Genomic DNA, 21,243 nt, shown 5'->3' with positions numbered 1-21,243 from the left:
CAGAAGGGGTGTCACAGTGATGTCATAAAAGCTTTTTAGAGTCCGTTCGAGCCCCCAAAAGGGACTACTTCTTACTTCTCAAGGAAGCTTTATGAAAACGACGTTCAAATTTGCAACCGCCGGCCTCGTGACCGCGCTGTTCTCCCTTCCCGCCCTTGCCCAAGACGTGACCGGCGCCGGCGCCAGCTTCCCCGCACCGCTGTACGCCAAGTGGGCCTCCGATTTCAACAAGGCCACCGGCGTCAAGATCAACTACCAGTCGGTCGGCTCGGGTGCTGGCCTGAAGCAGATCGAAGCCAAGACCGTCGATTTCGGCGCCTCTGACGCTCCCCTGAAGGACGACGAACTGCAAGCCAAGGGCCTGATGCAGTTCCCCACCGTCATCGGCGGCGTGATCCCCGTGGTCAACATCCCCGGCATCAAGCCGGGCGAGCTGAAGCTCAACGGCCAGGTGCTGGGCGACATCTACCTGGGCAAGATCACCAAGTGGAACGACCCCGCCATCAAGGCGCTGAACGGTTCGCTGGCCCTGCCTGATGCCGCCATCGCCCCGGTTCGCCGCGCCGACGGCTCGGGCACCAGCTTCCTGTTCACCAACTACCTGAGCAAGGTCAACGCCGAGTGGAAGTCGAAGGTCGGCGAAGGCACGGCCGTGAACTGGCCCACCGGTGCGGGTGGCAAGGGCAACGAAGGCGTCGCCGCTTTCGTGAACCGCCTGCCCAACTCGATCGGCTACGTCGAGTACGCCTACGTCAAGCAGAACAAGATGACCTACGCGCAGCTGCAGAACGCAGCCGGCTCGTTCGTCTCGCCCGACGACAGCGCCTTCAAGGCCGCCGCCGCCGGTGCCGACTGGAACAAGAGCTTCTACCAGGTGCTGACCAACCAGGCCGGCAAGGATTCGTGGCCCATCACCGGCGCCACCTTCATCCTGATGCACAAGGTGCAGGACAAGCCCGCCAGCGCCACCACCGTGCTGAAGTTCTTCGACTGGGCCTACAAGGGCGGCGACAAGACGGCCGACGACCTCGACTACGTGCCGATGCCCGACGCCGTGAAGGCCACCATCGCCAAGGCATGGGGTGAAGTGAAGGACGCATCGGGCAAGCCGGTCGCGTTCAAGTAAGAACCAACCCTTCATCCACCCTCCAGGACGGCGCGCCCATGAGCAACTCTTCGCTCCAGGACGCGCCGCTTTCGTCTTTGCCGGAGCGACCCGTGTCATCCACTCTCCCTGCTGCCGCCTCCCTCGACCTCGCGGCCGAGCGCGCGCGCACCTCTGCCGCTCCTCCGCCGCCCGTGAAGGCGCCCCGTTCCGGCCCCATGGCCGACCGCATCTTCGGCTGGGCCGCCAAGGGCGCCGCGCTGCTGACGCTCGCGATGCTGATCGGCATCCTGCTGTCGCTGGTCGTCGGCGCCTGGCCCGCCATTGCGAAGTACGGCCTCGGCTTCCTCACCAGCAGCGTGTGGGACCCGGTGAAGGACGAGTACGGCGGCCTCGTGATGATCTACGGCACGCTGGCCACCTCGTTCATCGCGCTGCTGATCGCCGTGCCGGTGAGCTTCGGCATCGCGCTGTTCCTGACCGAACTCTCGCCCAACTGGCTCAAGCGCCCGTTGGGCACTGCCATTGAACTGCTGGCTGCCGTGCCGTCCATCGTGTACGGCATGTGGGGCCTGCTGGTCTTCGGCCCGATTCTTTCGACCTGGGTGCAGCAGCCGCTGCAGAAGCTGCTGGCCGGCGTGCCGTACCTCGGCGCCCTGGTGTCCGGCCCGCCCGTGGGCATCGGCATTCTGTCGGCCGGCATCATCCTGGCGATCATGATCATTCCGTTCATCGCCTCGGTGATGCGCGACGTGTTCGAAGTGACGCCCGCGCTGCTCAAGGAGTCGGCCTACGGCCTGGGCTCCACCACCTGGGAAGTCGTTTCCAAGGTCGTGCTGCCCTACACCAAGGCCGGCGTGATCGGCGGCATCATGCTCGGCCTCGGCCGTGCACTGGGCGAGACCATGGCCGTCACGTTCGTGATCGGCAACATGAACCAGCTCAACTCCCTGTCGGTGTTCGAGGCTGCCAACAGCATCACCTCGGCACTGGCCAATGAATTCGCCGAAGCCGGCGCGGGCCTGCACCAGGCCGCGCTGATGTACCTCGGCCTCGTGCTGTTCTTCATCACCTTCGTCGTGCTGTCGCTCTCGAAGATGCTGCTGGCCCAGATGAAGAAGAGCGAAGGAACCAAGTCGTGAGCACCACTGCGCAAAACCTGATCAACGCCAAGGCATTGGCCGAAACGCGCCAGGCGAGGTTCGCCGCGCGCAACCGCGTGAACAAGATCGCGCTCACGCTGTCGCTCGCCGCGATGGCGTTCGGCGTGTTCTGGCTGGTGTGGATCCTGTGGGAAACGCTGCGCCAGGGCATCGGCGGCCTGGCGCTCGCCACCTTCACCGAGATGACGCCGCCGCCGAACGAGGCGGGCGGCATCGCCAACGCCATCTTCGGCTCGTTCGTGATGGTGTCGCTGGCCACCTTCGTGGGCACGCCCATCGGCATCATGGCCGGCATCTATCTGGCCGAGTACAACCCCAAGGGCCTGCTGGCCTCGATCACGCGCTTCGTCAACGACATCCTGCTGTCGGCACCGTCGATCGTGATCGGCCTGTTCGTCTACGCCGTGGTGGTGGCCTACTTCAAGACCTTCTCGGGCCTGGCCGGCGCACTGTCGCTGGCGCTCATCGTGATTCCGGTGGTGATCCGCACCACCGAGAACATGCTGCAGCTGGTGCCGCCGGGCCTGCGTGAAGCGGCCTACGCACTGGGCACGCCGAAGTGGAAGGTCATTCTCAGCATCACGCTGCGCGCCGCGCGCGCCGGTGTGGTCACGGGCGTGCTGCTGGCCGTGGCCCGCATCGCCGGCGAGACCGCACCGCTGCTCTTCACCGCGCTGAACAACCAGTTCTGGACCGCCGACGTGAGCCAGCCCATGGCCAGCCTGCCGGTCACGATCTTCAAGTTCGCCATGAGCCCGTACGAGAACTGGCAACAGCTGGCCTGGGCCGGCGTGTTCCTGATCACCGTCGCCGTGCTTGCCCTCAACATCCTGGCGCGCGTGCTGACGCGCAACAAACACTAAATAATCAAGAAGGCGCCAACATGCCAAACACCGTCGCACAACAACAACCGTCGCGCTCGAAGATTTCGGTCAAGGACCTGAACTTCTACTACGGCAAGTTCCACGCGCTCAAGGGCATCAACCTCGAGATCCCCGAGAACAAGGTCACGGCCTTCATCGGCCCGTCGGGCTGCGGCAAGTCGACCCTGCTGCGCACCTTCAACCGCATGTTCGAGCTGTACCCCGAGCAGCGCGCCGAAGGCACCATTGCGCTGGACGGCGAGAACCTGCTCACGTCCAAGCAGGACGTGGCGCTCATTCGCGCCAAGGTCGGCATGGTGTTCCAGAAGCCCACGCCGTTCCCGATGTCGATCTACGACAACATCGCCTTCGGTGTGAAGCTGTTCGAGAACCTCTCGGCCAGCGACATGGACGACCGCGTCGAGTGGGCCCTGAAGAAGGCCGCCCTGTGGACCGAAGTGCGCGACAAGCTGCAGCAAAGCGGCTCGGGACTCTCGGGCGGCCAGCAGCAGCGCCTGTGCATTGCACGCGGCATTGCGATCAAGCCTGAAGTGCTGCTGCTCGACGAACCCTGCTCCGCACTCGACCCGATCTCGACCGCGAAGATCGAAGAGTTGATCGCCGAGCTGAAAAACGAGTACACCGTGGTCATCGTGACCCACAACATGCAGCAAGCTGCCCGCTGCAGCGACTACACCGCCTACATGTACCTCGGCGACCTGATCGAGTTCGGTGCCACCGAACAGATGTTCTTCAAGCCGCAGCGCAAGGAGACCGAGGACTACATCACCGGCCGCTTCGGTTGAGTTGAAGTCAAAGGAAAACACCATGACCGAGAAACACCTTTCCAGCCAGTTCGACAGCGAACTCAACGGCGTCTCGTCGCGCGTGATGGAGCTCGGCGGCATGGTCGAGTCGCAGATCCACCAGGCCGTGTACGCCCTGCTGCAGTTCGACCCCGAAGCCGCCGACCGCGTGATGGAGACCGAGCACCGCGTCAACGCGATGGAGATCGAGATCGACCGCGAGCTGTCGTCGATCATTGCGCGCCGCCAGCCCACGGCGCGCGACCTGCGCCTGCTCATCGCCATCAGCAAGACCACCGCCAACCTGGAGCGCGTGGGCGACGAGGCCAACAAGATCGCACGCATGGTCAAGTCGATCATCGAAAGCGGATCGGCCCGCCAGCTGCCCACCACCGAGCTGCGCATTGCCGCCGACCTGGCCTCGAACCTGCTGCGCACCGCACTGGACGCCTTCGCGCGCCTGGACACGGCGGCCGCGCTGTCGATCCTGAAAGACGACGACCTCATCGACAAGGAGTTCGACGGCTTCGTGCGCAAGCTGGTCACCTACATGATGGAAGACCCGCGCACCATCTCCGCCAGCCTGGACCTGCTGTTCCTGGCCAAGGCGATCGAACGCATCGGCGACCACGCCAAGAACATCGCCGAGTTCATCATCTACATCGTCAAGGGCGCCGATGTGCGGCACACTTCGATGGAGGAAATCGAGTCGGCATTGCAGTGACGACCGTCGCCGCACAGACTCCCCAGAACGCATGAAGAAACCAAGAGTCCTGATCGTCGAAGACGAATCCTCGATCGCCGAGCTGATCGCCGTCAACCTGCGCCACAACGGCTTCGAGCCGATCTGGTCCGAAGACGGCGCCGCTGCCCAGCGTGAAATCGACGCCTTCCTGCCGGACCTGATCCTGCTCGACTGGATGCTGCCGGGCCAGAGCGGCCTGCAGCTCGCGCGCCAATGGCGCAAAGACCCGCGCACCAAGGCCATCCCGATCCTGATGCTCACGGCGCGCGGCGACGAGCCCGACAAGGTCGCCGGCCTCGATGCCGGTGCCGACGACTACATCACCAAGCCGTTCTCCACCCAGGAAATGCTGGCGCGCATCCGCGCCGTGCTGCGCCGCCGCGCGCCCGAGGTGGTGACCGAGCGCGTCGAGATCGGCGAACTGGCCCTCGACACCTCCACCCACCGCGTCACGTGGCAGGGCGGGGCGCTGAAGGTCGGCCCGACCGAATTCAAGCTGCTGGCCTACCTGATGCAGCACGCCGAGCGCGTGCACAGCCGTGCGCAACTGCTCGACAAGGTGTGGGGCGACCACGTCTATATCGAGGAACGCACGGTCGACGTGCACGTCAAGCGCCTGCGTGAGTCGCTGGGTGCGGCTGCGCCGATGGTGGAAACCGTTCGCGGCGCGGGTTACCGGCTGACGGCCCAAGTCACGGTGTGAGCAGCGCCGTGAGCCTCGGCGGCGGGCGCGGATAATCGCCCGCCATGCCTTTTCGTATTGCTACGTTTTTAATAGCGTCCCTCGTAATTGCGGCGGGCGCTGTCGGCCTTTTCGGCTGGAAGTACGGCTGGCTGGGCGCTTGGTTGGGCGCGGTGCTCTGGCTGGGCCTCGATGCCTGGCGCGCCGACCGCCTGCTGCGCGTGCTGCGCAACGACGCGGCCGGGCTGCCGTCGCGCGGGCCGGGTGTGTGGGGCGAGCTCTCGGAGCGCATCCGCAAGCTGCTGCGCGAGCGTGAACAACAGACCCGGCAGGCGGAAGACCGGCTGCAGGAATTCCTGGCCGCCATCCAGGCCTCGCCCAACGGCGTGGTGCTGCTCGACGAGCAGGGCCGCATCGAGTGGTGCAACCAGACGGCGGCGGGCCAGTTCGGCATCGACGCCGAGCGCGACCTGCTGCAGCACCTGGCGAACCTCGTGCGCGATCCGGCCTTCGTGGCCTATCTGGCCTCGTGGAACTACAGCCGCGATGTCGTCATCGACGCGCCCGGTCTCGTGCATGCGCAGCATCGCGGCCACCCGGTGCGGCTGTCGGTGCAGGTGCATCCCTACGCCGGCAACCGGCGCATGCTGCTCACGCGCGACATCACGGCGCTGGAGCAGGCCGAGGCGATGCGGCGCGACTTCGTGGCCAACGTGTCGCACGAGATCCGCACGCCGCTCACGGTGCTGGCGGGCTTCGTCGAGACGCTGCAGAACCTGCCGCTGGATGCCGATGAGCGCACGCGTTATCTGTCGCTGATGGGGCAGCAGTCGCACCGCATGGAAACGCTGGTGAACGACCTGTTGACGCTGTCGCGGCTGGAAGGCAGCGCAGCGCCTTCGGGCAACCAGTGGGTGCGCATGCGCGCGCTGCTGGCGCAGTGCGAAGACGAAGGGCGAGGCCTGTCGGGCCGGCTCACGCCGCAGGGGCACCGGCTCACGTTCACGTCGGAAGCCGAGTCCGAGCTGTCGGGCGCGCCGACCGAGCTGCAGAGCGCGATGTCGAACCTCGTGACCAACGCCATCCGCTACACGCCGGGCGGCGGCGAGGTGGCGGTGACGTGGCGGGTGTTGCCCGACGGGCGCGGTGAATACGCGGTGCGCGACACGGGCCCGGGCATTGCCGCCGAACACATTCCGCGGCTCACCGAGCGCTTCTATCGCATCGACCGCAGTCGGTCGCGTGAGACCGGTGGCACGGGGCTCGGACTGGCGATCGTGAAGCACATCGCGCAGCGCCACGGCACCGAGCTGCGCATCGAGAGCACGGTGGGCAAGGGCAGTCGTTTCGCGCTGCTGTTCCCGGCGACGCGCGTGCGCGAAGCACGCGTGATGGTCAAGTAAGCAGGCCGCGCGGCCTTCAGCGGGCCCGCGCCTTCATCGTCCAGCGCAGCAGCGCGACGAACAACAGCGCCGTGAGCGCCAGCGCCACAGCGCTCATGAGCCAGAAGGCCAGCGGCGACTGCATGGCCGGCCACGGCCCCAGGCCGCGGTAGGCCAGCAGGTAGCTGCCGCCCAGGCCCATGCCCCAGAGCATCGTGCAGTAGATGACCAGCGGCGCCAGCGTCACGCGGTAGCAGCGCAGCACGAAGACGCACAGCGTCTGGAATGCATCGGCGATGTGATACAGCGCCACGGTGACCAGCAGCGCCGAGGCCATCGCGATCACGGCGGGGTTGTCGGAGTACACGTTGGCGAGCTGCGTGCGGAACGCGGCCATCGCGCCGGCATAGAGCAGCGCGAACAGCGCCGTGAGCTCGAAGCCCAGCCGGCAGGCATGGCGCGCCTTGGCGGTGTCGCCGGCGCCGAGCCAGAAGCTCACGCGCGCACTGGTTGCGATGGCGAGCGACAGCGGCGTCATGTAGGCCACGGCCAGCAGGTTCGACGCGATCTGGTGCGCGGCCGCCGCGGTGGTGCCCAGGCGCGCGATGAAGAGCGCCATCAGCGTGAACGATGTCACTTCCACCAGCACCGCGAGGCCGCCGGGCACACCCAGCCGCGCGAAGAGCCGGATCTGGCGCCAGTCGGGCGCCTCGATGCGCTCCCACAGCTGGTAGCCGCGGTAGAACGCGCCATGGCGCAGCAGCCAGACCGCGCAGCCGAGCATGGCCCAGTTCACGCACAGCGTGGCCCAGGCGCAGCCCACCAGCCCCATCGCAGGCAGGCCGGCGCCGCCGAAGGTGAACCAGACCGACAGCGGCAGCTTCACGAGCAGCGAGGCCAGCTGCAGCCAGGTCACGAGCTTGGGCTTGCCCAGGCTCTGGTTCAGGGTGCTGAAAAGGCGAAAGAGCAGGGCGGGCGCCAGCGCGAAGGCCAGTACCGCGAGGTAGGCCTCGACCTCGCCGCGCATGTCGGCGGGCACCTGGGTCCAGCGCAGCGCGGCGCCGGGCAGCAGCAGCACCGTCATGCCGACCACGACGGCGATGGCGGCGAGGTAGAGCGACTGGCGAACCGAGCGGCCGATTTCGCTGCCCCGGTTGGCGCCGTGCAACTCGGCCCACACCGGCAGCAGTGCCTGCAGCACGCCCATCAGCGAGACATACACGCTGACGAAGATCGCGGCGCCCACCGAGAGTGCGGCCAGCGCGCCTTCGGAGTAGCGGCCCGCGATGATGGTGTCGGCCACGCCGAAGGCCATCACGGCCAGCTGGCCGATCAGCACCGTGCCGGCGTGCCGCGCGATGAGTCCTCGTTCGCTGCCGTGCGTGCTGCTGCTCACGGGTCAGCGCACGATCTTTTCGTAGAGCAGCAGGTCGTCCGCGGGGCTGCTGGGGCGGCGCAGGGTGCCGCTGAAGCGCCATTGGTCCATCGGGATGATGGTGTGCAGCCGCTCGATGGTCTCGGGGCTCACAAGCAGCCACGGGCAGTCGTTGCCCAGCAGCAGCGGCTGCAGGTTGAGGTTGCCGTGGTGGCGCAGCGCCGCGATGTGCGGGCGGCTCAGCGCCAGTTCGGCCACGCAGCGCGGCTGGCCGATGCGCTCGGTCACGGCGCGCACCTGCGGGATGTAGCTGCGCGCGTAGTCGATGGGCGGCAGCCAGAGCGTCATCAGCAGCATCCAGCACAGGGCGGTGCCGCCGGCCGGCAGCACCAGCGTCTTCCAGAGCGCGGCGCGATGGCGCCCGGTGCGCCAGCGCACCAGCCAGCACCAGGCCAGCGTGGCGGCCAGTGCGAGCACGAAGGCAACCGGCGAGAACGCGGCCTCGAAGCCCGGCACCAGCCGCGCCACGCTGGCGGCGGGCTTGCGCGGCGCGCCGGTCAGCATGGCGATCCAGTACATCCAGCCGAGCACGGCCAGGCCGCTGAAGAACAGCACGTTGAACCAGTCGATCAGCGCAGCCGCACTGCGACGGAAGGTCGGCAGCGCAAAGGCCGCCAACGTGGCGAAGGCGGGCAGGGCCAGCAGCAGGGAGCGGTCGGAGAAGTCGGTGGTCCAGGTGGCGGCCAGCGGCACCAGCGCGAACCACAGCGGCAGCGCGACGTGGCGCTCGAGCCACTGGCGGCGCCAGCGCCAGAGCGTCCAGAGCGCGAGCGGCCAGACCGGCCAGGTGAACCACAGCAGCAACTTTGCCTGGCTGCGCACGTCGGACAACAGCGCGCTGCCGTTGCCCACCGTGATCTTCCATTGCGCGAGGCCCAGGCCGAAGACCAGCGCGGCGGCCAGCACGGTGATGCCGACCATCGTCAGCAGGGCGGGCAGGGTGAAGCCGGGGCTCTCGTCGTCGCTGCGGCCTTCTGCTTCGCGGGCGGCGCGCTGGCGGCGTTCGTAGACCATGTACACCGCGCTGCCGATCGCCAGCGCGAGGCCAACCGTCGGCCCGCCGCTCAGCGTCACGCCGAGCGTGCCGACCACGAGCGCGATCACCGGGCCCACGCGGCGGTAGGGCAGCGCGGCCACGCCGTAGAACAGGTGCGAGGCGAAGTACAGCTGCGCCAGCGCGGGCGTGGTTTCATGCCCCAGCTGGGCCAGGCCGAGCGAGGCGATCAGTGCCAGCAGGCCACCGTCGGCAATGGCGCGGGCGTAGTCGGTCGGGCGCGCCTCGCCGCCGAAGGCAAAGGCCACGGGCTGGGCGCGCGGCGTGCGGGCCAGGTAGTAGACGGCGTACCAGGTCGCGGTGAAGGTGCCCCAGAGCATCAGCGCGAACACGAAGCGCACGGCCAGGTCGGGGTTGACCCATGACGGGGCGAGCTGGATCGCCCAGGCGCCGATCCAGTAGGGGATCAGAGCGGGGGTCTCGGGGCGCATGCCCAGCAGCAGCGGGTCGAACCAGCGGGCGAGGCCCTCGGTGCTGCGGGCCAGTTCGGCCATGTAGCCGAAGGCCGTGATGTCGGCGCTCTTCCAGGGCCCCCGGCCGAGCAGGCCAGGCAGCAGATAAGCCGCGCACAACAGCAGCAACGCGACGCGCGGCAGCCGGCGGACGGCATTCTGGGCAACGATCGCGGGGGTCGGCTGGTTCAAGGGCGAGGCGGAAGAGGCGAACGGGTGATTGGAAAGAAAAAGGGCAGCGCGGTAAACCGGGCTGCCCTCGACGCCAGAGCGCGTGCCTGATTACTTGGCAGCGGTCTTGCCGAAACGGTTGCGGAACTTCTCGACGCGACCGCCCATGTTGTCCACCGACTTTTGCGTGCCGGTGTAGAAGGGGTGCGATTCGCTCGTGGTGTCGAGCTTGTACAGGGGCAGCTCGCGGCCGTCGTCGGTCTTGCCCATTTCCTTGGTGCTTGCGCACGAACGGGTCACGAACTTGAAACCGTTCGACATGTCGACGAACAGGATTTCGCGGTAATTCGGGTGGATGCCTTCTTTTGCCATGGTGTTTCCTTTTGCGCTGTTGGAATCAATGCGCGGTCGATGCGAGAGCCACCAGCGTGCCAGCAATCTGGCGCGCCGCCCTTGGGTCTTGACGTCTTGACGTGAAGGCCAAGGAAGCCGGGCGACGTGCCCAGCCGCACTTTTCGCGGAGCCCATGATTATCGCATACTGCCCCAATTGCGAGCAAACCGGGCCCTCCCATGACTTCCACACCCCTTCGCGCCGGCCTCGTCGGCTACGGTTTTGCCGGCCAGACCTTCCATGCGCCGGTGCTTTCGGCCGTTCCGGGGCTCGAACTGGCGGCCGTGGCGAGCTCGCAGCCGCACAAGGTGCACGCCGACTGGCCGGGCGTGGCCGTGGTGCCCGATGTGGCGGCGCTGGTCGCCCGGGCGGGCATCGACCTTGTGGTGGTGGCAACGCCCAACGCCCAGCACCACCCGGTCGCCAGGGCGGCCCTGGAGGCTGGCAAGCACGTTGTCGTCGACAAGCCGTTCACGCTCGATGTGGCCGAAGCGCGGGAGCTCGAATTGTTGTCAAGACGCAACAATCGCGTGCTCTCGGTCTACCAGAACCGCCGCTTCGACGCCGACTTCCTGACGCTCCAGCAGGTTCTGGGGTCTGGCGATCTGGGGCGTCCGGTGTACCTGGAATCGCATTTCGACCGGTTCAGGCCCCAGGTTCGCGAGCGCTGGCGGGAGCAGCCCGTGCCCGGTTCGGGCCTGTGGGTGGACCTGGGCGCGCATCTGGTCGATCAGGCCGTGCAGCTCTTCGGCCGGCCTGCCACGCTGCAGCTCGACACCGCCGCTTTGCGTGATGGCGCGCTGGTCGAAGACTATTTCCACGCCGTGCTGCGCTACGAAAGCGGCCCCCATGCGCCGCTGCGCGTGGTGCTGCACGCCACGACCCTCGCTGCCCATGCGGCGCCGCGCTACATCGTCCACGGCACGCGCGGCAGCTACGTCAAGCACGGCGTCGATCCGCAGGAAGACGCGTTGCGCGCCGGCCAGCGACCGCCGGCCGAAGGGTGGGGCGCCGATCCGATCGATGGCGAACTCACCTTGATCGGCAGTGACGGCGCGCCGCACTTTCACGCGGTGCCGACGCAGGCCGGCAACTACGTCGACTACTACGCGGCGGTCCGCGATGCGATCCTGGGCAAGGGTCCGAACCCCGTGCCGCCCGAGCAGGCCGTCGCATTGATGGAACTGCTCGACATCGGCCGCCAGAGCGCCGCCGAAGGCCGCGCCCTCCGTATCGAGCGCCCATGAAAAAAGCGCGTCGGCCCGTGGGGCCGACGCGCTTTTGCGGGAGAGCCTGAAGCTCAGCCGCCGCGACGCATCATGTCGAAGAACTCGACATTGGTCTTGGTCGCTTTCATGTTCTTGAGCATCAGCTCCATCGCCTCGATCTCGTCCATGTTGTACATGAGCTGACGCAGGATGCGGGTCTTCTGCAGGATCTCGGGCGCCAGCAGCAACTCTTCGCGGCGCGTGCCGCTGCGGTTGAGCTGGATCGACGGGAACACGCGCTTTTCGTACAGGCGGCGGTCGAGGTGGATTTCGGAGTTGCCGGTGCCCTTGAACTCTTCGAAGATCACTTCGTCCATGCGGCTGCCGGTGTCGATCAGCGCGGTGCCGATGATGGTCAGCGAGCCGCCTTCTTCCACGTTGCGCGCGGCGCCCAGGAAGCGCTTGGGACGTTGCAGTGCGTTGGAGTCGACGCCGCCGGTCAGCACCTTGCCCGACGAGGGCACGACGTTGTTGTAGGCGCGGGCCAGACGCGTGATCGAGTCCAGCAGGATCACCACGTCCTTCTTGAGTTCGACCAGGCGCTTGGCGCGCTCGATCACCATTTCGGCGACGTGCACGTGGCGCGCTGCAGGCTCGTCGAAGGTCGAAGCAATGACTTCGCCCTTCACCGTGCGCTGCATTTCGGTCACTTCTTCAGGGCGCTCGTCCACGAGCAGCACCATCATGTGCACGTCGGGGTAGTTGGCGCTGATCGCGTGGGCGATGTGCTGCATCATCACCGTCTTGCCGCTCTTGGGCGGTGCCACGAGCAGGGCGCGCTGGCCTTTGCCGATGGGGGCGATGATGTCGATGATGCGGCCGGTGAGGTTCTCTTCGCCCTTGACGCCTTCGCGCTCCAGCTTCATCTGTTCCTTGGGGAACAGCGGCGTCAGGTTCTCGAACATCACCTTGTGCTTGTTGGCTTCGGGTGCGCCGTCGTTGACCTTGTCGAGCTTGGTCAGTGCGAAGTAGCGCTCGCCGTCCTTGGGCGTGCGCACTTCACCTTCGATCATGTCGCCGGTGTGCAGGTTGAAGCGCCGCACCTGGCTGGGCGAGATGTAGATGTCGTCGGTGCTGGCCGTGAAGCTGGTGTCGGGGCTGCGCAGGAAGCCGAAGCCGTCGGGCAGGATTTCGAGCACACCGTCGGCGAAGACCTGTTCGCCGGCCTTGGCGCGCTTCTTGATGATCGCGAACATCAGCTCTTGCTTGCGCATGCGGCCGATGTTTTCGATTTCAAGCGCCTCAGCCTGCTTGAAGACTTCAGACACGTGGAGTGCCTTGAGTTCGTTTAAGTGCATGGAACGACCCCTGGAGGGGTAATCGAATCGGGAACGGGGGGAGGTTTGATGTGGGGCAAGAACTGCCTCACGAACCGGGGAACTCGAACCGGTTGCCTGATGAAAGGCCCGGTGAACTGAGGGCGATTATGACAGGAAAATCGCCCCGGCCAACACATTGCGCGCTGGCCGGAAGAAATGCATCAGGCGAGTTGCTGGTCGATGAAGGCCGTGAGTTGTGCCTTGCTCATGGCGCCGACCTTGGTGGCGGCCAGCTGGCCGTCCTTGAACAGCATCAGCGTGGGGATGCCGCGAATGCCGAACTTGGCGGGGATGTCGCGGTTTTCGTCGACGTTGAGCTTGGCGATCTGCAGCTTGCCTTCGTACGTGGCCGAGACCTCGTCAAGGATGGGGGCGATCATCTTGCAGGGACCGCACCATTCGGCCCAGTAGTCGACCAGAACCGGCTGGCTGGACTTGAGCACGTCGGCCTCGAAGGAAGAATCGGAGATGTGTTTGATCAGTTCGCTGGCCATGTGATGTGTCCTTGTGCGCAGAGAGAGTTTCGGTGCAGCTAAAGTGCTGGTCATTGTGACAGAAACCAAGGGGTGACGTGCCACGCGGCCCGGCTATGGCAGCGATAGCCAAAGCCCTTTGCGGCCCTGCCGCCGACCCCCTCAACCCCCTCGATAGAACATGAACGAAGGCCACCCCGTCCAGGCCCTGTGGTGCGATCCCGCCGACGGCGTCGTCGCGCGGATCGTCCGCGCGCTCGGCGAACGGCAGCTGCATGCGGCGCGCACCGTGGTGCTGGTGCCGTATGCGCAGCTGATGGCGGTCGCGCGCGGCATGTGGGCGCGCTGCGGCAGCCCGGGCTTCGTGCCGCGCTTCGAAACCACGCACAACTGGGCGCGCAGCGCGGGCGGCTTTCTGCCGTCCGGCTACGACATCGCCTTCGACATGGCGCGCGACTTGGTCACGGCGCAGGGCCTGCTCGCGCAGTCGGGCTTCCAGTCCGAACGCTTCGCGCTTGCCGGGCGCGTGGTCGAGCTGGCCTACCAGCTGGCGCCGTTGGCCGCTGCCGTGGCGCCGGAGCTGCGCAGCAGTGACTGGGCACAGAGCGCGGCCAAGGTGGCCGAGGCGGGCAGCGAGTCGGAGTGGTTCCGTATCGAGAGCGCCTTGATCCGCGTCGCCGTGGCCTGGGCTGCGAACTCGGGCTATGCGACCGACGTGCTGCTGCGCGATGCGGCACGCACCCAGGTCGATGCGCTGATCGTGCTCGAAGGCTTCCAGACCGACCCGCTGACGCAGGCGCTGTGCACGCTGTGGGGCGACCGCGCGATCCGCATTCCGCTCGTGCCCGCCGACGCACCGCCGTCCGCTGCCCACGCCCATGTGGCGCTCGACCCCGAAGACGAGGCCCAGCTCGCCGCCGCCTGCGTGCTGCAGCACCTGGCCGAGGGCCGCGCGCCTGTCGCGCTCGTCGCCACCGACCGTGCGCTGACCCGCCGCATCAGTGCGCAGCTGAGCACCCAGGGCATCGTCACGCACGACGAAACCGGCTGGAAGCTTTCGACTACGCGCGCCGCCGCCACGCTGATGAGCGCACTGCGCGCCTGCGCACACGACGCCGCCACCGACCAGGTGCTCGAATGGCTCAAGAGCGGCGCCGAGGTCGATGTGCACGCCGTCCAGTCGCTCGAAATGCGCCTGCGGCGCGAAGGCGTGCGCGATTGGCAGGCCTGGTGCGCATTGATCGCGCGCAGCGAGAAACCGCAGGACGAAGGTCTGCGCACCTTCACCCTCACCATCGAAGCCCGCCGCGCCCCGATGGCGCGCGTGCGCTCTCTGGCCGACTGGCACCGCGCGCTGCGCGAGCTGCTGACGGCCGGCGAACAGTGGGACGCGCTCACCGCCGACTTCGCAGGCGCCAAGGTCATCGGAGCCCTGTGGCTCGATGCCGACGCGCACGGCGAGGAAGACGAGTTCCCCGGCGGACGCCACAGCCTCGCCGAGTTCACGGCCTGGGCGCGCGACGTGCTCGAAGACGCCAGCTTCGTGCCGCCCGCCGGCGACGAGACCCCCAAGGTGTCCGTGCTGCCGATGAACCAGTTGCTGGGCCGCGTCTTCGGCGCCGTCGTCATTCCCGGCTGCGACGACCGCCGCATGCCCGCGTCGCCCGAACCGCCGGGCAACTGGAGCGCGGCGCAGCGCCTCGACCTGGGCTTGGCGTCGCGCGACGTGCTGGAAGTCGCGCAGCGCGCGGCCTGGGCCATGGCCACGCGCAACCCGTGCTGCGACCTGGTCTGGCGCCATTCCGACGCCAGCGGCGAGCCCGTGCGGCCGAGCCCGCTCGTGCAGGCCCTGCAGCTCGCTCATGCACTGCAGCCGGGCGTTGATCCGCGCACGCCACGCGACGTCGCCGTCACGCCGACCTTGCGCCCCACGCCCTCGGGCGCGCTGCTGCCGCTCACCAACGTGTCGACCAGCGTCTACGAAGACCTGCGCCGCTGCCCCTATCGCTTCTTCGCGCTGCGCCAACTCGGCCTGCGCACTGCCGACGAGCTCGATGCCGAGGTCGACAAGCGCGACTTCGGCAACTGGCTGCACGCGGTGCTCGGCCAGTTCCACGAGACCCTGCGCGACGCACCGACGAACGATGCCCAAGCGCGCGCCGCGCTGCTCGCCGACACCGCGCGCGAAGTCACGCAGACGCTCGGCTATTCCGACGCCGAGTTCCTGCCGTTCGCCGCCGCGTGGCCGGCGGTGCGCGACGGGTATCTCGAATGGCTCGCGAAACATGAAGCGGGCGGGGCGGTCTTCGTCGAGGCCGAACCCTGGAAAGAACAACCGCTGGGCACCCTGCGGTTGGTCGGCCGGCTCGACCGCGTGGACCGCACCGCCGACGGCCAGCCCTTCGTGATCGACTACAAGACCGAGACCGCCTCTGTCACCAAGGAGCGCGTGAAAGACCCGACCGAAGACACGCAGCTCGCCTTCTACGCGGCGCTGGTGGCCGACGACACCTTGCACGCGGCCTACGTCAACGTCGGCGAGAAGTCGTCAGGGACGCAGACCGTCGAACAGCCGGCTGTGGTCGAGGCGCGCGATGCGCTGGTCGCCGGCATCATCGACGACTTCGCGCGCATCGCGCAGGGCGCGCCGCTGCCGCCGCTGGGCGAGGGCAGCGTCTGCGATTTCTGTGCCGCACGCGGCCTGTGCCGCAAGGATTTCTGGGAGGTCACGCCATGAACGACGCCGCCTACGAACACAACAGCCGGCACGTCGCGCGCGAGGCCTTCTACACCGTCGCCTGCGACCCGCGGCGCTCGGTCGCGGTCGAAGCCTGCGCGGGCGCCGGCAAGACCTGGATGCTGGTGTCGCGCATCGTGCGCGCCTTGCTCGAAGAAGGCGAGTCGGCCTGCGAGCCGCACGAGATCCTGGCCATCACCTTCACCAAGAAGGCCGCCGGCGAAATGCGCGAGCGGCTCGACCAGTGGCTCGCGCTGTTCGCCGAGCTCGATCCGGCCGCTTCGCAGCGCGAACTCGTGATGCGCGGCATGACGCCGGAGGCCGCGCAGGCGGCCGTGCCGCGCCTGCAGGGGCTCTACCGGCGCTTGCTCGAAGGCGGGCGGCCCGTGCAGTTCCGCACCTTCCACGCGTGGTTCGCGGGCCTGCTGCGCAACGCGCCGCTCGCCGTGCTGCGCGAGCTGGGCCTGCCGGCGAACTACGAGCTGCTCGAAGACGATGCCGAGGCGCGCACCCACACCTGGCGGCCGTTCTTCGAATCTGTGACCGGCGACGCGCGCGCGCTGGCCGACTACTACGCCGTCGTCGCCACGCACGGGCGCTCGCAGACGGCCAAGGCGCTGGGCGAGGCGTTGTCGAAGCGCGTCGAGTTCTCGCTGTCCGACGCAGAAAGTGCGGTGGCGCCGTTCGACGTGCTGTACCCGACCCTGCAGGGGCTGGAGGTGCCGACCGACGCGCTGCGCGGCGAGGCTGTGCGCCGCCGCTGGCTCGACCGTGCCGCCGCCCTCGGTCGCGAGGCCAACAAGACGCCGCAGAAGGCGGCCGAAGCCATCATCGACGTGTTCGGCACGGGCGAGCCCGCGCCCGAAGCGCTGACCGACGCGCTCGCGGTGCTGCGCAAGACCTTCTTCGTCGCGAGCGAAGACCGGCTCACCAAGAACCTGCAGAAATTCCCCGCCGCGCAAGAAGCCGAAACCGAACTGCAACTGCTGTGCGCCGCGCAGGCCCAGCACGCGGCGTGGCTGTACCAGCAACGCATGACCCGACTCACGCGCCTGCTGATCACCGCCTTCGGCGAGGTCAAGCGCGCCCACGGCTGGGTCGACATGAACGACGTCGAGCAGGCCGCGCAGCTGCTGCTGGGCCAGTCGGCGCTGTCGGGCTGGGTGCAGGAGCGGCTCGATGCCCGCGTCGCCCACCTGCTGATCGACGAGTTCCAGGACACCAACCCGCTGCAGTGGCAGGCGCTCTACGGTTGGCTCAGCGCCTACACGGGTGCGGGCGGCAGTGCACCGCGCGTGTTCATCGTGGGCGACCCCAAGCAGAGCATCTACCGCTTCCGCCGCGCTGAGCCGCAGGTGTTCATCGCGGCCAAGAAGTTCGTGCGTGAAGGGCTGGGCGGTGAACTGCTCAACTGCGACCACACGCACCGCAACGCGCGCGCCGTGGTCGGCCTCGTCAACAGCGCGATGCTGGCCGCGCAGGCGGCCGGTGAGTTCGACGGCTACCGCGCCCACACCACCGAGCGTGGCGACGACGGCGAACTGCTGAAGCTGCCCGCGATCGACCGCGACGCAGTCGACACCGCCGCGGTCGCCGCGCCGGCCGACGATGGCATGCTGCACTGGCGTGACAGCCTCGTCACACCGCGCGTGCTGCCCGAAGAACAGCTGCTGCAGAAAGAGTGCGAACAGGCCGCTCGCTGGGTCGCGCAACGCATCGCCGACGGCACGCCGCCGCGCCAGATCATGGTGCTGGCGCGCCGCCGCAGCCGGCTGTCGGCCATGCAGGACGCACTGCGCCGCCGCCACATCCCCGTGCAGCAGCCCGAGAAGAACGACCTGAACGATGCCCCCGAAGTACAGGACGTGGTCGCGCTGCTCGATGCGCTGGTGTCGCCCGCGCACGACCTGTCGCTGGCGCGCGCGCTCAAGTCGCCGCTGTTCGGCATCGACGACGACACGCTGGTGCAACTGGCCCGCTGCCAGCGCGAGACACCGGTGGCCAGCTGGTTCTCGCTGATCCAGAAGGGCGAGGGGCTGCCGCCCGTGCTGACCGAGGCGGGCGTGCAACTGCGCCGCTGGCAGCGCTGGCTGATGGCGATGCCGCCGCACGACGCGCTGGACGCGATCTTTCACGATGGCGACCTGCTCGCGAAGTTCGGTGCCGCGGTGCCGGCGGCCTTGCGCCAGAGCGCGCTGGCCAACCTGCGTGGGCTGGTCGCCGCCTCGCTCGACATCGACGGCGCGCGCTTCGCGACGCCTTACGCCTTGGTGCGCGCCTTGCGCGCGGGCGGCGTGCGCGCGCCCACCGTGGCTGCGCCCGAGGCTGTGCAGCTGCTGACCGTGCACGGCGCCAAGGGCCTCGAAGCCGACACCGTGCTGATGCTCGACTGCGACGCCCCGCCGCCGCGCGCGCAGACCATGGGCGTGCTGGTCGAATGGAAGGGCAGCGACAGCGCACCGACGCGCTTCGTCTTCCTGGCCAGCGAGAAGACGCCGCCGGCCTGCGCCGCCGCGCTGCTCGAAGAAGAGCAGCACGCGCGCCACCGCGAAGAACTCAACGGCCTCTACGTGGCGACCACGCGGGCGCGCGAGCGTCTCGTGCTGTCGTCGGTGAAGCCGTCGCGCGCCAACGAGGGCAGCTGGTGGACGCGGCTGGAGCCGCTGTGCGAGCCGACCGAGGCCGACGAGCCGCTGGTCGAGGCGTCTGCTGCCACGGAGGCCGCATCGGCCACCTTCGCGATGAAGCGCCTGCCCGCACCGCTCACTCCGCTCGTGGCTGCAACCGATGCGGTGCCCGAAAAGAAGAAGGCGCAAGACGCCACGGTCGACGCGCGCGCCGCTGCGTTCGGCCAGGCCATGCATCGGCTGCTCGAATGGGCAGTGCCCGGCGAGGCGCTGCCACCGGCCCATGTGCGGGCGGCTGCGCGCGAGTTCATGCTCGATCCACAGCAGGCGCGTGGCGCCGCGGCGCTGGCCCAGCGCATCCGCGCGGGCGCCGGTGCCTGGGTGTGGGACGATCGCAGCATCGACTGGCATGGCAATGAAGTCACGCTGGTCCATGAGGGCGATACCTTGCGCATCGACCGGCTGGTGCGCGAGCGCGCCACCGGCGCATGGTGGATCCTCGACTACAAATCGGCCGCGCGCCCCGAACGGGACGCGGCCCTGATCGCACAGATGCAGCGCTACCGCGCTGCCGTGCAACATGCCTACCCCGGTGCCACGGTGCGCGCCGCGTTCCTGACCGGGCAGGGCGAACTGGTGAATCTCGAATGACTGTTTCTTCTACCGTCGCCGTGATCGGCGGCGGACCTGCCGGCCTGATGGCGGCCGAAGTGCTGAGCGCGTCCGGCGCGCAAGTGCACGTGTACGACGCAATGCCCTCGGTGGGCCGCAAGTTCCTGCTGGCCGGCCGCGGCGGCCTCAACCTCACGCACTCCGAACCCTTCGACGTGTTCGTGATGCGCTTCGGCGAACGCCGCGCGCAGCTCGAGCCGCTGCTCGCAAAGTTCGGTCCGCAGCAGGCGCGCGAGTGGGCGGCCGGGCTGGGCATCGAGACCTTCGTCGGCACGTCGGGCCGTGTGTTTCCGACCGACATGAAGGCCGCGCCTCTGCTGCGCGCCTGGCTGCATCGCTTGCGCGCCGCGGGCGTGCAGTTCCACATGCGGCATCGCTGGGTGGGGGACGGGGCATTCGATGCGAGCGCGCTGCGCTTTGCGACGCCGACAGGCGAAGTCACGGCCAAGGCCGATGCCGTGGTGTTGGCCCTGGGCGGCGCGAGCTGGGCGCGCTTGGGCTCCGACGGCGCGTGGGCACCGTGGCTGCAGGCGCAGGGTGTGGCGGTCGCGCCGCTGCTGCCCGCCAATTGCGGCTTCGACGGTGCAGGCTGGAGCGACCATTTTTCAAGCCGCTTCGCGGGGCAGCCCTTCAAGTCGGTCGCCATCGCCTTCACCGACAGCCAGGGGCGCCACTTTGCGCGCAAGGGCGAGTTTGTCGCGACGGCCACGGGCATCGAAGGCAGCCTGGTCTACGCGGCATCGGGGCTGTTGCGTGACGAGATTGCCGCGAATGGCAGCGCGACGCTGCTGCTTGACTTGCTGCCCGACCGCAGCGCCGAGCAGGTGCTCGCCGCGGTGAAGCATCCACGCGGCGCGCGCTCGCTGAGCAGCCACCTCAAGAGCCGCCTCGGCATCGAAGGCATCAAGGCGGGCGTGCTGCACGAAGCGCTGAGCAAGGAAGCGATGCAGGACCCGGCACAGCTCGCGGCCACGATCAAGGCGGTGCCGCTGAAACTGGTCGCAACGCGCCCGGTCGACGAGGCGATCAGCACCGCCGGTGGCGTGCGATTCGATGCGCTCGATCCGACACTGATGGCGACGGCGATGCCCGGCGTGTTCGCAGCGGGGGAAATGCTCGATTGGGAAGCGCCGACCGGCGGCTATTTGCTCACGGCGTCGATGGCGAGCGGGGCGGCTGCGGCGCGGGGCGCGATCCAGCGACTGGGGCTGTAGCGGCAGGCGCTGCTCAGCGCTTGCACGGCCAGAAAAACACCTGCTCGGGGTCGTCCGCATCGAGGTTGTCGATGTGGCCGCTCTCCCTGAAGCCAGCTTCTTTCAGCAGCGATTGCATCGCCTCGTTGGAGCGGTTCGTGGAAGTGAAAAGCTTGGGGCATTCGCAGATCGACTGGAAGTGATCAACGAGCTTCAGGCCGAGTCGCCGGCGGCGAAACTTCTCGCCGACCATCAGCATCTCGATGAAGCCGCTGTCGAAGAAGTGGTGGTGCAGCACGCCGTAGGCGGCGATGTCGCCATCCACCTCGATCACGTGGCAGAAGCGGTCCTCGATCCAGCCTTTGATCTGCACGGCGCGGCGCTCGTCGTGCGCGGCCACGGTGTCGAGGTGCACCAGCGCGTCGAGGTCGCTGAGGCGGGCGGGCCGGATGTCCATGTTCATGGCGGGCTGCGCGAAATTCTGGGAGGTTGGCGTGCCCGGGGTCGGTAACCCCTGGACACAGCGCGTGAGTTCTCTGAAAAGGAACTCACGGCTTCTTGATGTTAGGTTGACGAGCCTTACCCCTGGCACTGACTACGCAGTTAGGGCTGCTTGGTTCCCCACCTGACCCGGTTGGCCACTTCACCATGCAGGGAGGCCCGTCAGCCTGCATTCTAACCGCGTGAATTTGCCCCCTTCGCC

General features: G+C 67.9%; 17 protein-coding genes and 1 other RNA gene. 11 read left to right on the top strand and 7 right to left on the bottom strand.

Features of this window, described 5'->3' with window-relative positions; translation table 11 throughout:
* Positions 1–91: 91 nt before the first annotated feature.
* From pstS to phoR, 7 genes are read left to right on the top strand one after another with little or no spacing between them, the layout of a single operon-like run.
* Positions 92–1,126, top strand: a complete 1,035-nt coding sequence (gene pstS, locus CLU95_RS02060) for a phosphate ABC transporter substrate-binding protein PstS (RefSeq protein ID WP_099789956.1) — start codon at positions 92–94, stop codon at positions 1,124–1,126.
* 38 nt (positions 1,127–1,164) lie between these two features.
* The gene (gene pstC / locus CLU95_RS02055) at positions 1,165–2,247 is read left to right on the top strand and encodes a phosphate ABC transporter permease subunit PstC (protein ID WP_099789954.1); all 1,083 of its coding nucleotides are present in this window, start codon (positions 1,165–1,167) and stop codon (positions 2,245–2,247) included.
* Positions 2,244–3,131: a phosphate ABC transporter permease PstA gene (pstA, locus tag CLU95_RS02050; protein ID WP_099789952.1), complete on the top strand. Its 888-nt coding sequence runs from the start codon at positions 2,244–2,246 to the stop codon at positions 3,129–3,131. The genes pstC and pstA overlap by 4 nt, the downstream gene beginning before the upstream one ends.
* Before the next feature lie 20 nt (positions 3,132–3,151).
* Entirely contained in the window at positions 3,152–3,937 is a 786-nt protein-coding gene (pstB, locus tag CLU95_RS02045) for a phosphate ABC transporter ATP-binding protein PstB (RefSeq protein ID WP_099789950.1), read from the top strand.
* Positions 3,938–3,959: 22 nt separating this feature from the next.
* Complete coding sequence (gene phoU, locus CLU95_RS02040; protein ID WP_099797075.1) at positions 3,960–4,661, top strand: phosphate signaling complex protein PhoU; 702 nt, start codon at positions 3,960–3,962, stop codon at positions 4,659–4,661.
* A 31-nt stretch (positions 4,662–4,692) separates the two neighbouring features.
* On the top strand, positions 4,693–5,385 hold the full coding sequence (gene phoB / locus CLU95_RS02035; RefSeq protein ID WP_007836652.1) for a phosphate regulon transcriptional regulator PhoB: 693 nt from the start codon (positions 4,693–4,695) through the stop codon (positions 5,383–5,385).
* A gap of 44 nt (positions 5,386–5,429) precedes the next feature.
* Positions 5,430–6,767 (top strand): phosphate regulon sensor histidine kinase PhoR, encoded by a 1,338-nt coding sequence (phoR, locus tag CLU95_RS02030; protein ID WP_180288511.1) that lies wholly within the window; start codon positions 5,430–5,432, stop codon positions 6,765–6,767.
* A gap of 16 nt (positions 6,768–6,783) precedes the next feature.
* Here the strand turns inward: phoR and CLU95_RS02025 are convergent, their stop codons facing one another.
* From CLU95_RS02025 to CLU95_RS02015, 3 genes are all read right to left on the bottom strand, one after another.
* Entirely contained in the window at positions 6,784–8,142 is a 1,359-nt protein-coding gene (locus tag CLU95_RS02025) for an MATE family efflux transporter (protein ID WP_257214510.1), read from the bottom strand.
* Positions 8,143–8,145: 3 nt separating this feature from the next.
* A complete protein-coding gene (locus CLU95_RS02020) occupies positions 8,146–9,879 on the bottom strand; it encodes a hypothetical protein (RefSeq protein WP_099789948.1) in 1,734 nt (577 codons plus the stop codon).
* Between the two features lie 90 nt (positions 9,880–9,969).
* Positions 9,970–10,230: a type B 50S ribosomal protein L31 gene (locus tag CLU95_RS02015; RefSeq protein ID WP_099789946.1), complete on the bottom strand. Its 261-nt coding sequence runs from the start codon at positions 10,228–10,230 to the stop codon at positions 9,970–9,972.
* A gap of 200 nt (positions 10,231–10,430) precedes the next feature.
* Here CLU95_RS02015 and CLU95_RS02010 point away from each other — a divergent pair, with 200 nt between their 5' ends.
* Complete coding sequence (locus CLU95_RS02010; protein WP_099789944.1) at positions 10,431–11,498, top strand: oxidoreductase; 1,068 nt, start codon at positions 10,431–10,433, stop codon at positions 11,496–11,498.
* 53 nt (positions 11,499–11,551) lie between these two features.
* Here the strand turns inward: CLU95_RS02010 and rho are convergent, their stop codons facing one another.
* Both rho and trxA read right to left on the bottom strand, forming a co-directional pair.
* On the bottom strand, positions 11,552–12,817 hold the full coding sequence (gene rho / locus CLU95_RS02005) for a transcription termination factor Rho (RefSeq protein ID WP_099789942.1): 1,266 nt from the start codon (positions 12,815–12,817) through the stop codon (positions 11,552–11,554).
* 182 nt (positions 12,818–12,999) lie between these two features.
* On the bottom strand, positions 13,000–13,332 hold the full coding sequence (trxA, locus tag CLU95_RS02000) for a thioredoxin TrxA (RefSeq protein WP_042578306.1): 333 nt from the start codon (positions 13,330–13,332) through the stop codon (positions 13,000–13,002).
* 160 nt (positions 13,333–13,492) lie between these two features.
* On the opposite strand from trxA, the gene CLU95_RS01995 reads away from it, so the two are divergent.
* Genes CLU95_RS01995 through CLU95_RS01985 form a run of 3 tightly spaced genes read left to right on the top strand, consistent with a single transcriptional unit; the run spans position 13,493 to position 20,561 of the window.
* Entirely contained in the window at positions 13,493–16,048 is a 2,556-nt protein-coding gene (locus CLU95_RS01995; protein ID WP_099789940.1) for a PD-(D/E)XK nuclease family protein, read from the top strand.
* Positions 16,045–19,326, top strand: a complete 3,282-nt coding sequence (locus CLU95_RS01990; protein ID WP_099789938.1) for a UvrD-helicase domain-containing protein — start codon at positions 16,045–16,047, stop codon at positions 19,324–19,326. Before CLU95_RS01995 ends, CLU95_RS01990 begins: the two co-directional genes overlap by 4 nt.
* The gene (locus CLU95_RS01985; RefSeq protein ID WP_099789937.1) at positions 19,323–20,561 is read left to right on the top strand and encodes a TIGR03862 family flavoprotein; all 1,239 of its coding nucleotides are present in this window, start codon (positions 19,323–19,325) and stop codon (positions 20,559–20,561) included. Before CLU95_RS01990 ends, CLU95_RS01985 begins: the two co-directional genes overlap by 4 nt.
* Before the next feature lie 13 nt (positions 20,562–20,574).
* Here CLU95_RS01985 and CLU95_RS01980 read toward each other — a convergent pair whose 3' ends face one another.
* Together CLU95_RS01980 and ffs are read right to left on the bottom strand one after the other, a co-directional pair.
* Entirely contained in the window at positions 20,575–21,003 is a 429-nt protein-coding gene (locus tag CLU95_RS01980; RefSeq protein WP_218967421.1) for a GNAT family N-acetyltransferase, read from the bottom strand.
* Positions 21,004–21,108: 105 nt separating this feature from the next.
* Positions 21,109–21,205: signal recognition particle sRNA small type (ffs, locus tag CLU95_RS01975), an RNA gene on the bottom strand.
* Positions 21,206–21,243 lie beyond the last annotated feature (38 nt).

This window comes from Variovorax sp. 54 (assembly GCF_002754375.1).
Lineage (GTDB): Bacteria > Pseudomonadota > Gammaproteobacteria > Burkholderiales > Burkholderiaceae_C > Variovorax.
This window is presented reverse-complemented; position numbering and strand designations above follow the sequence as displayed.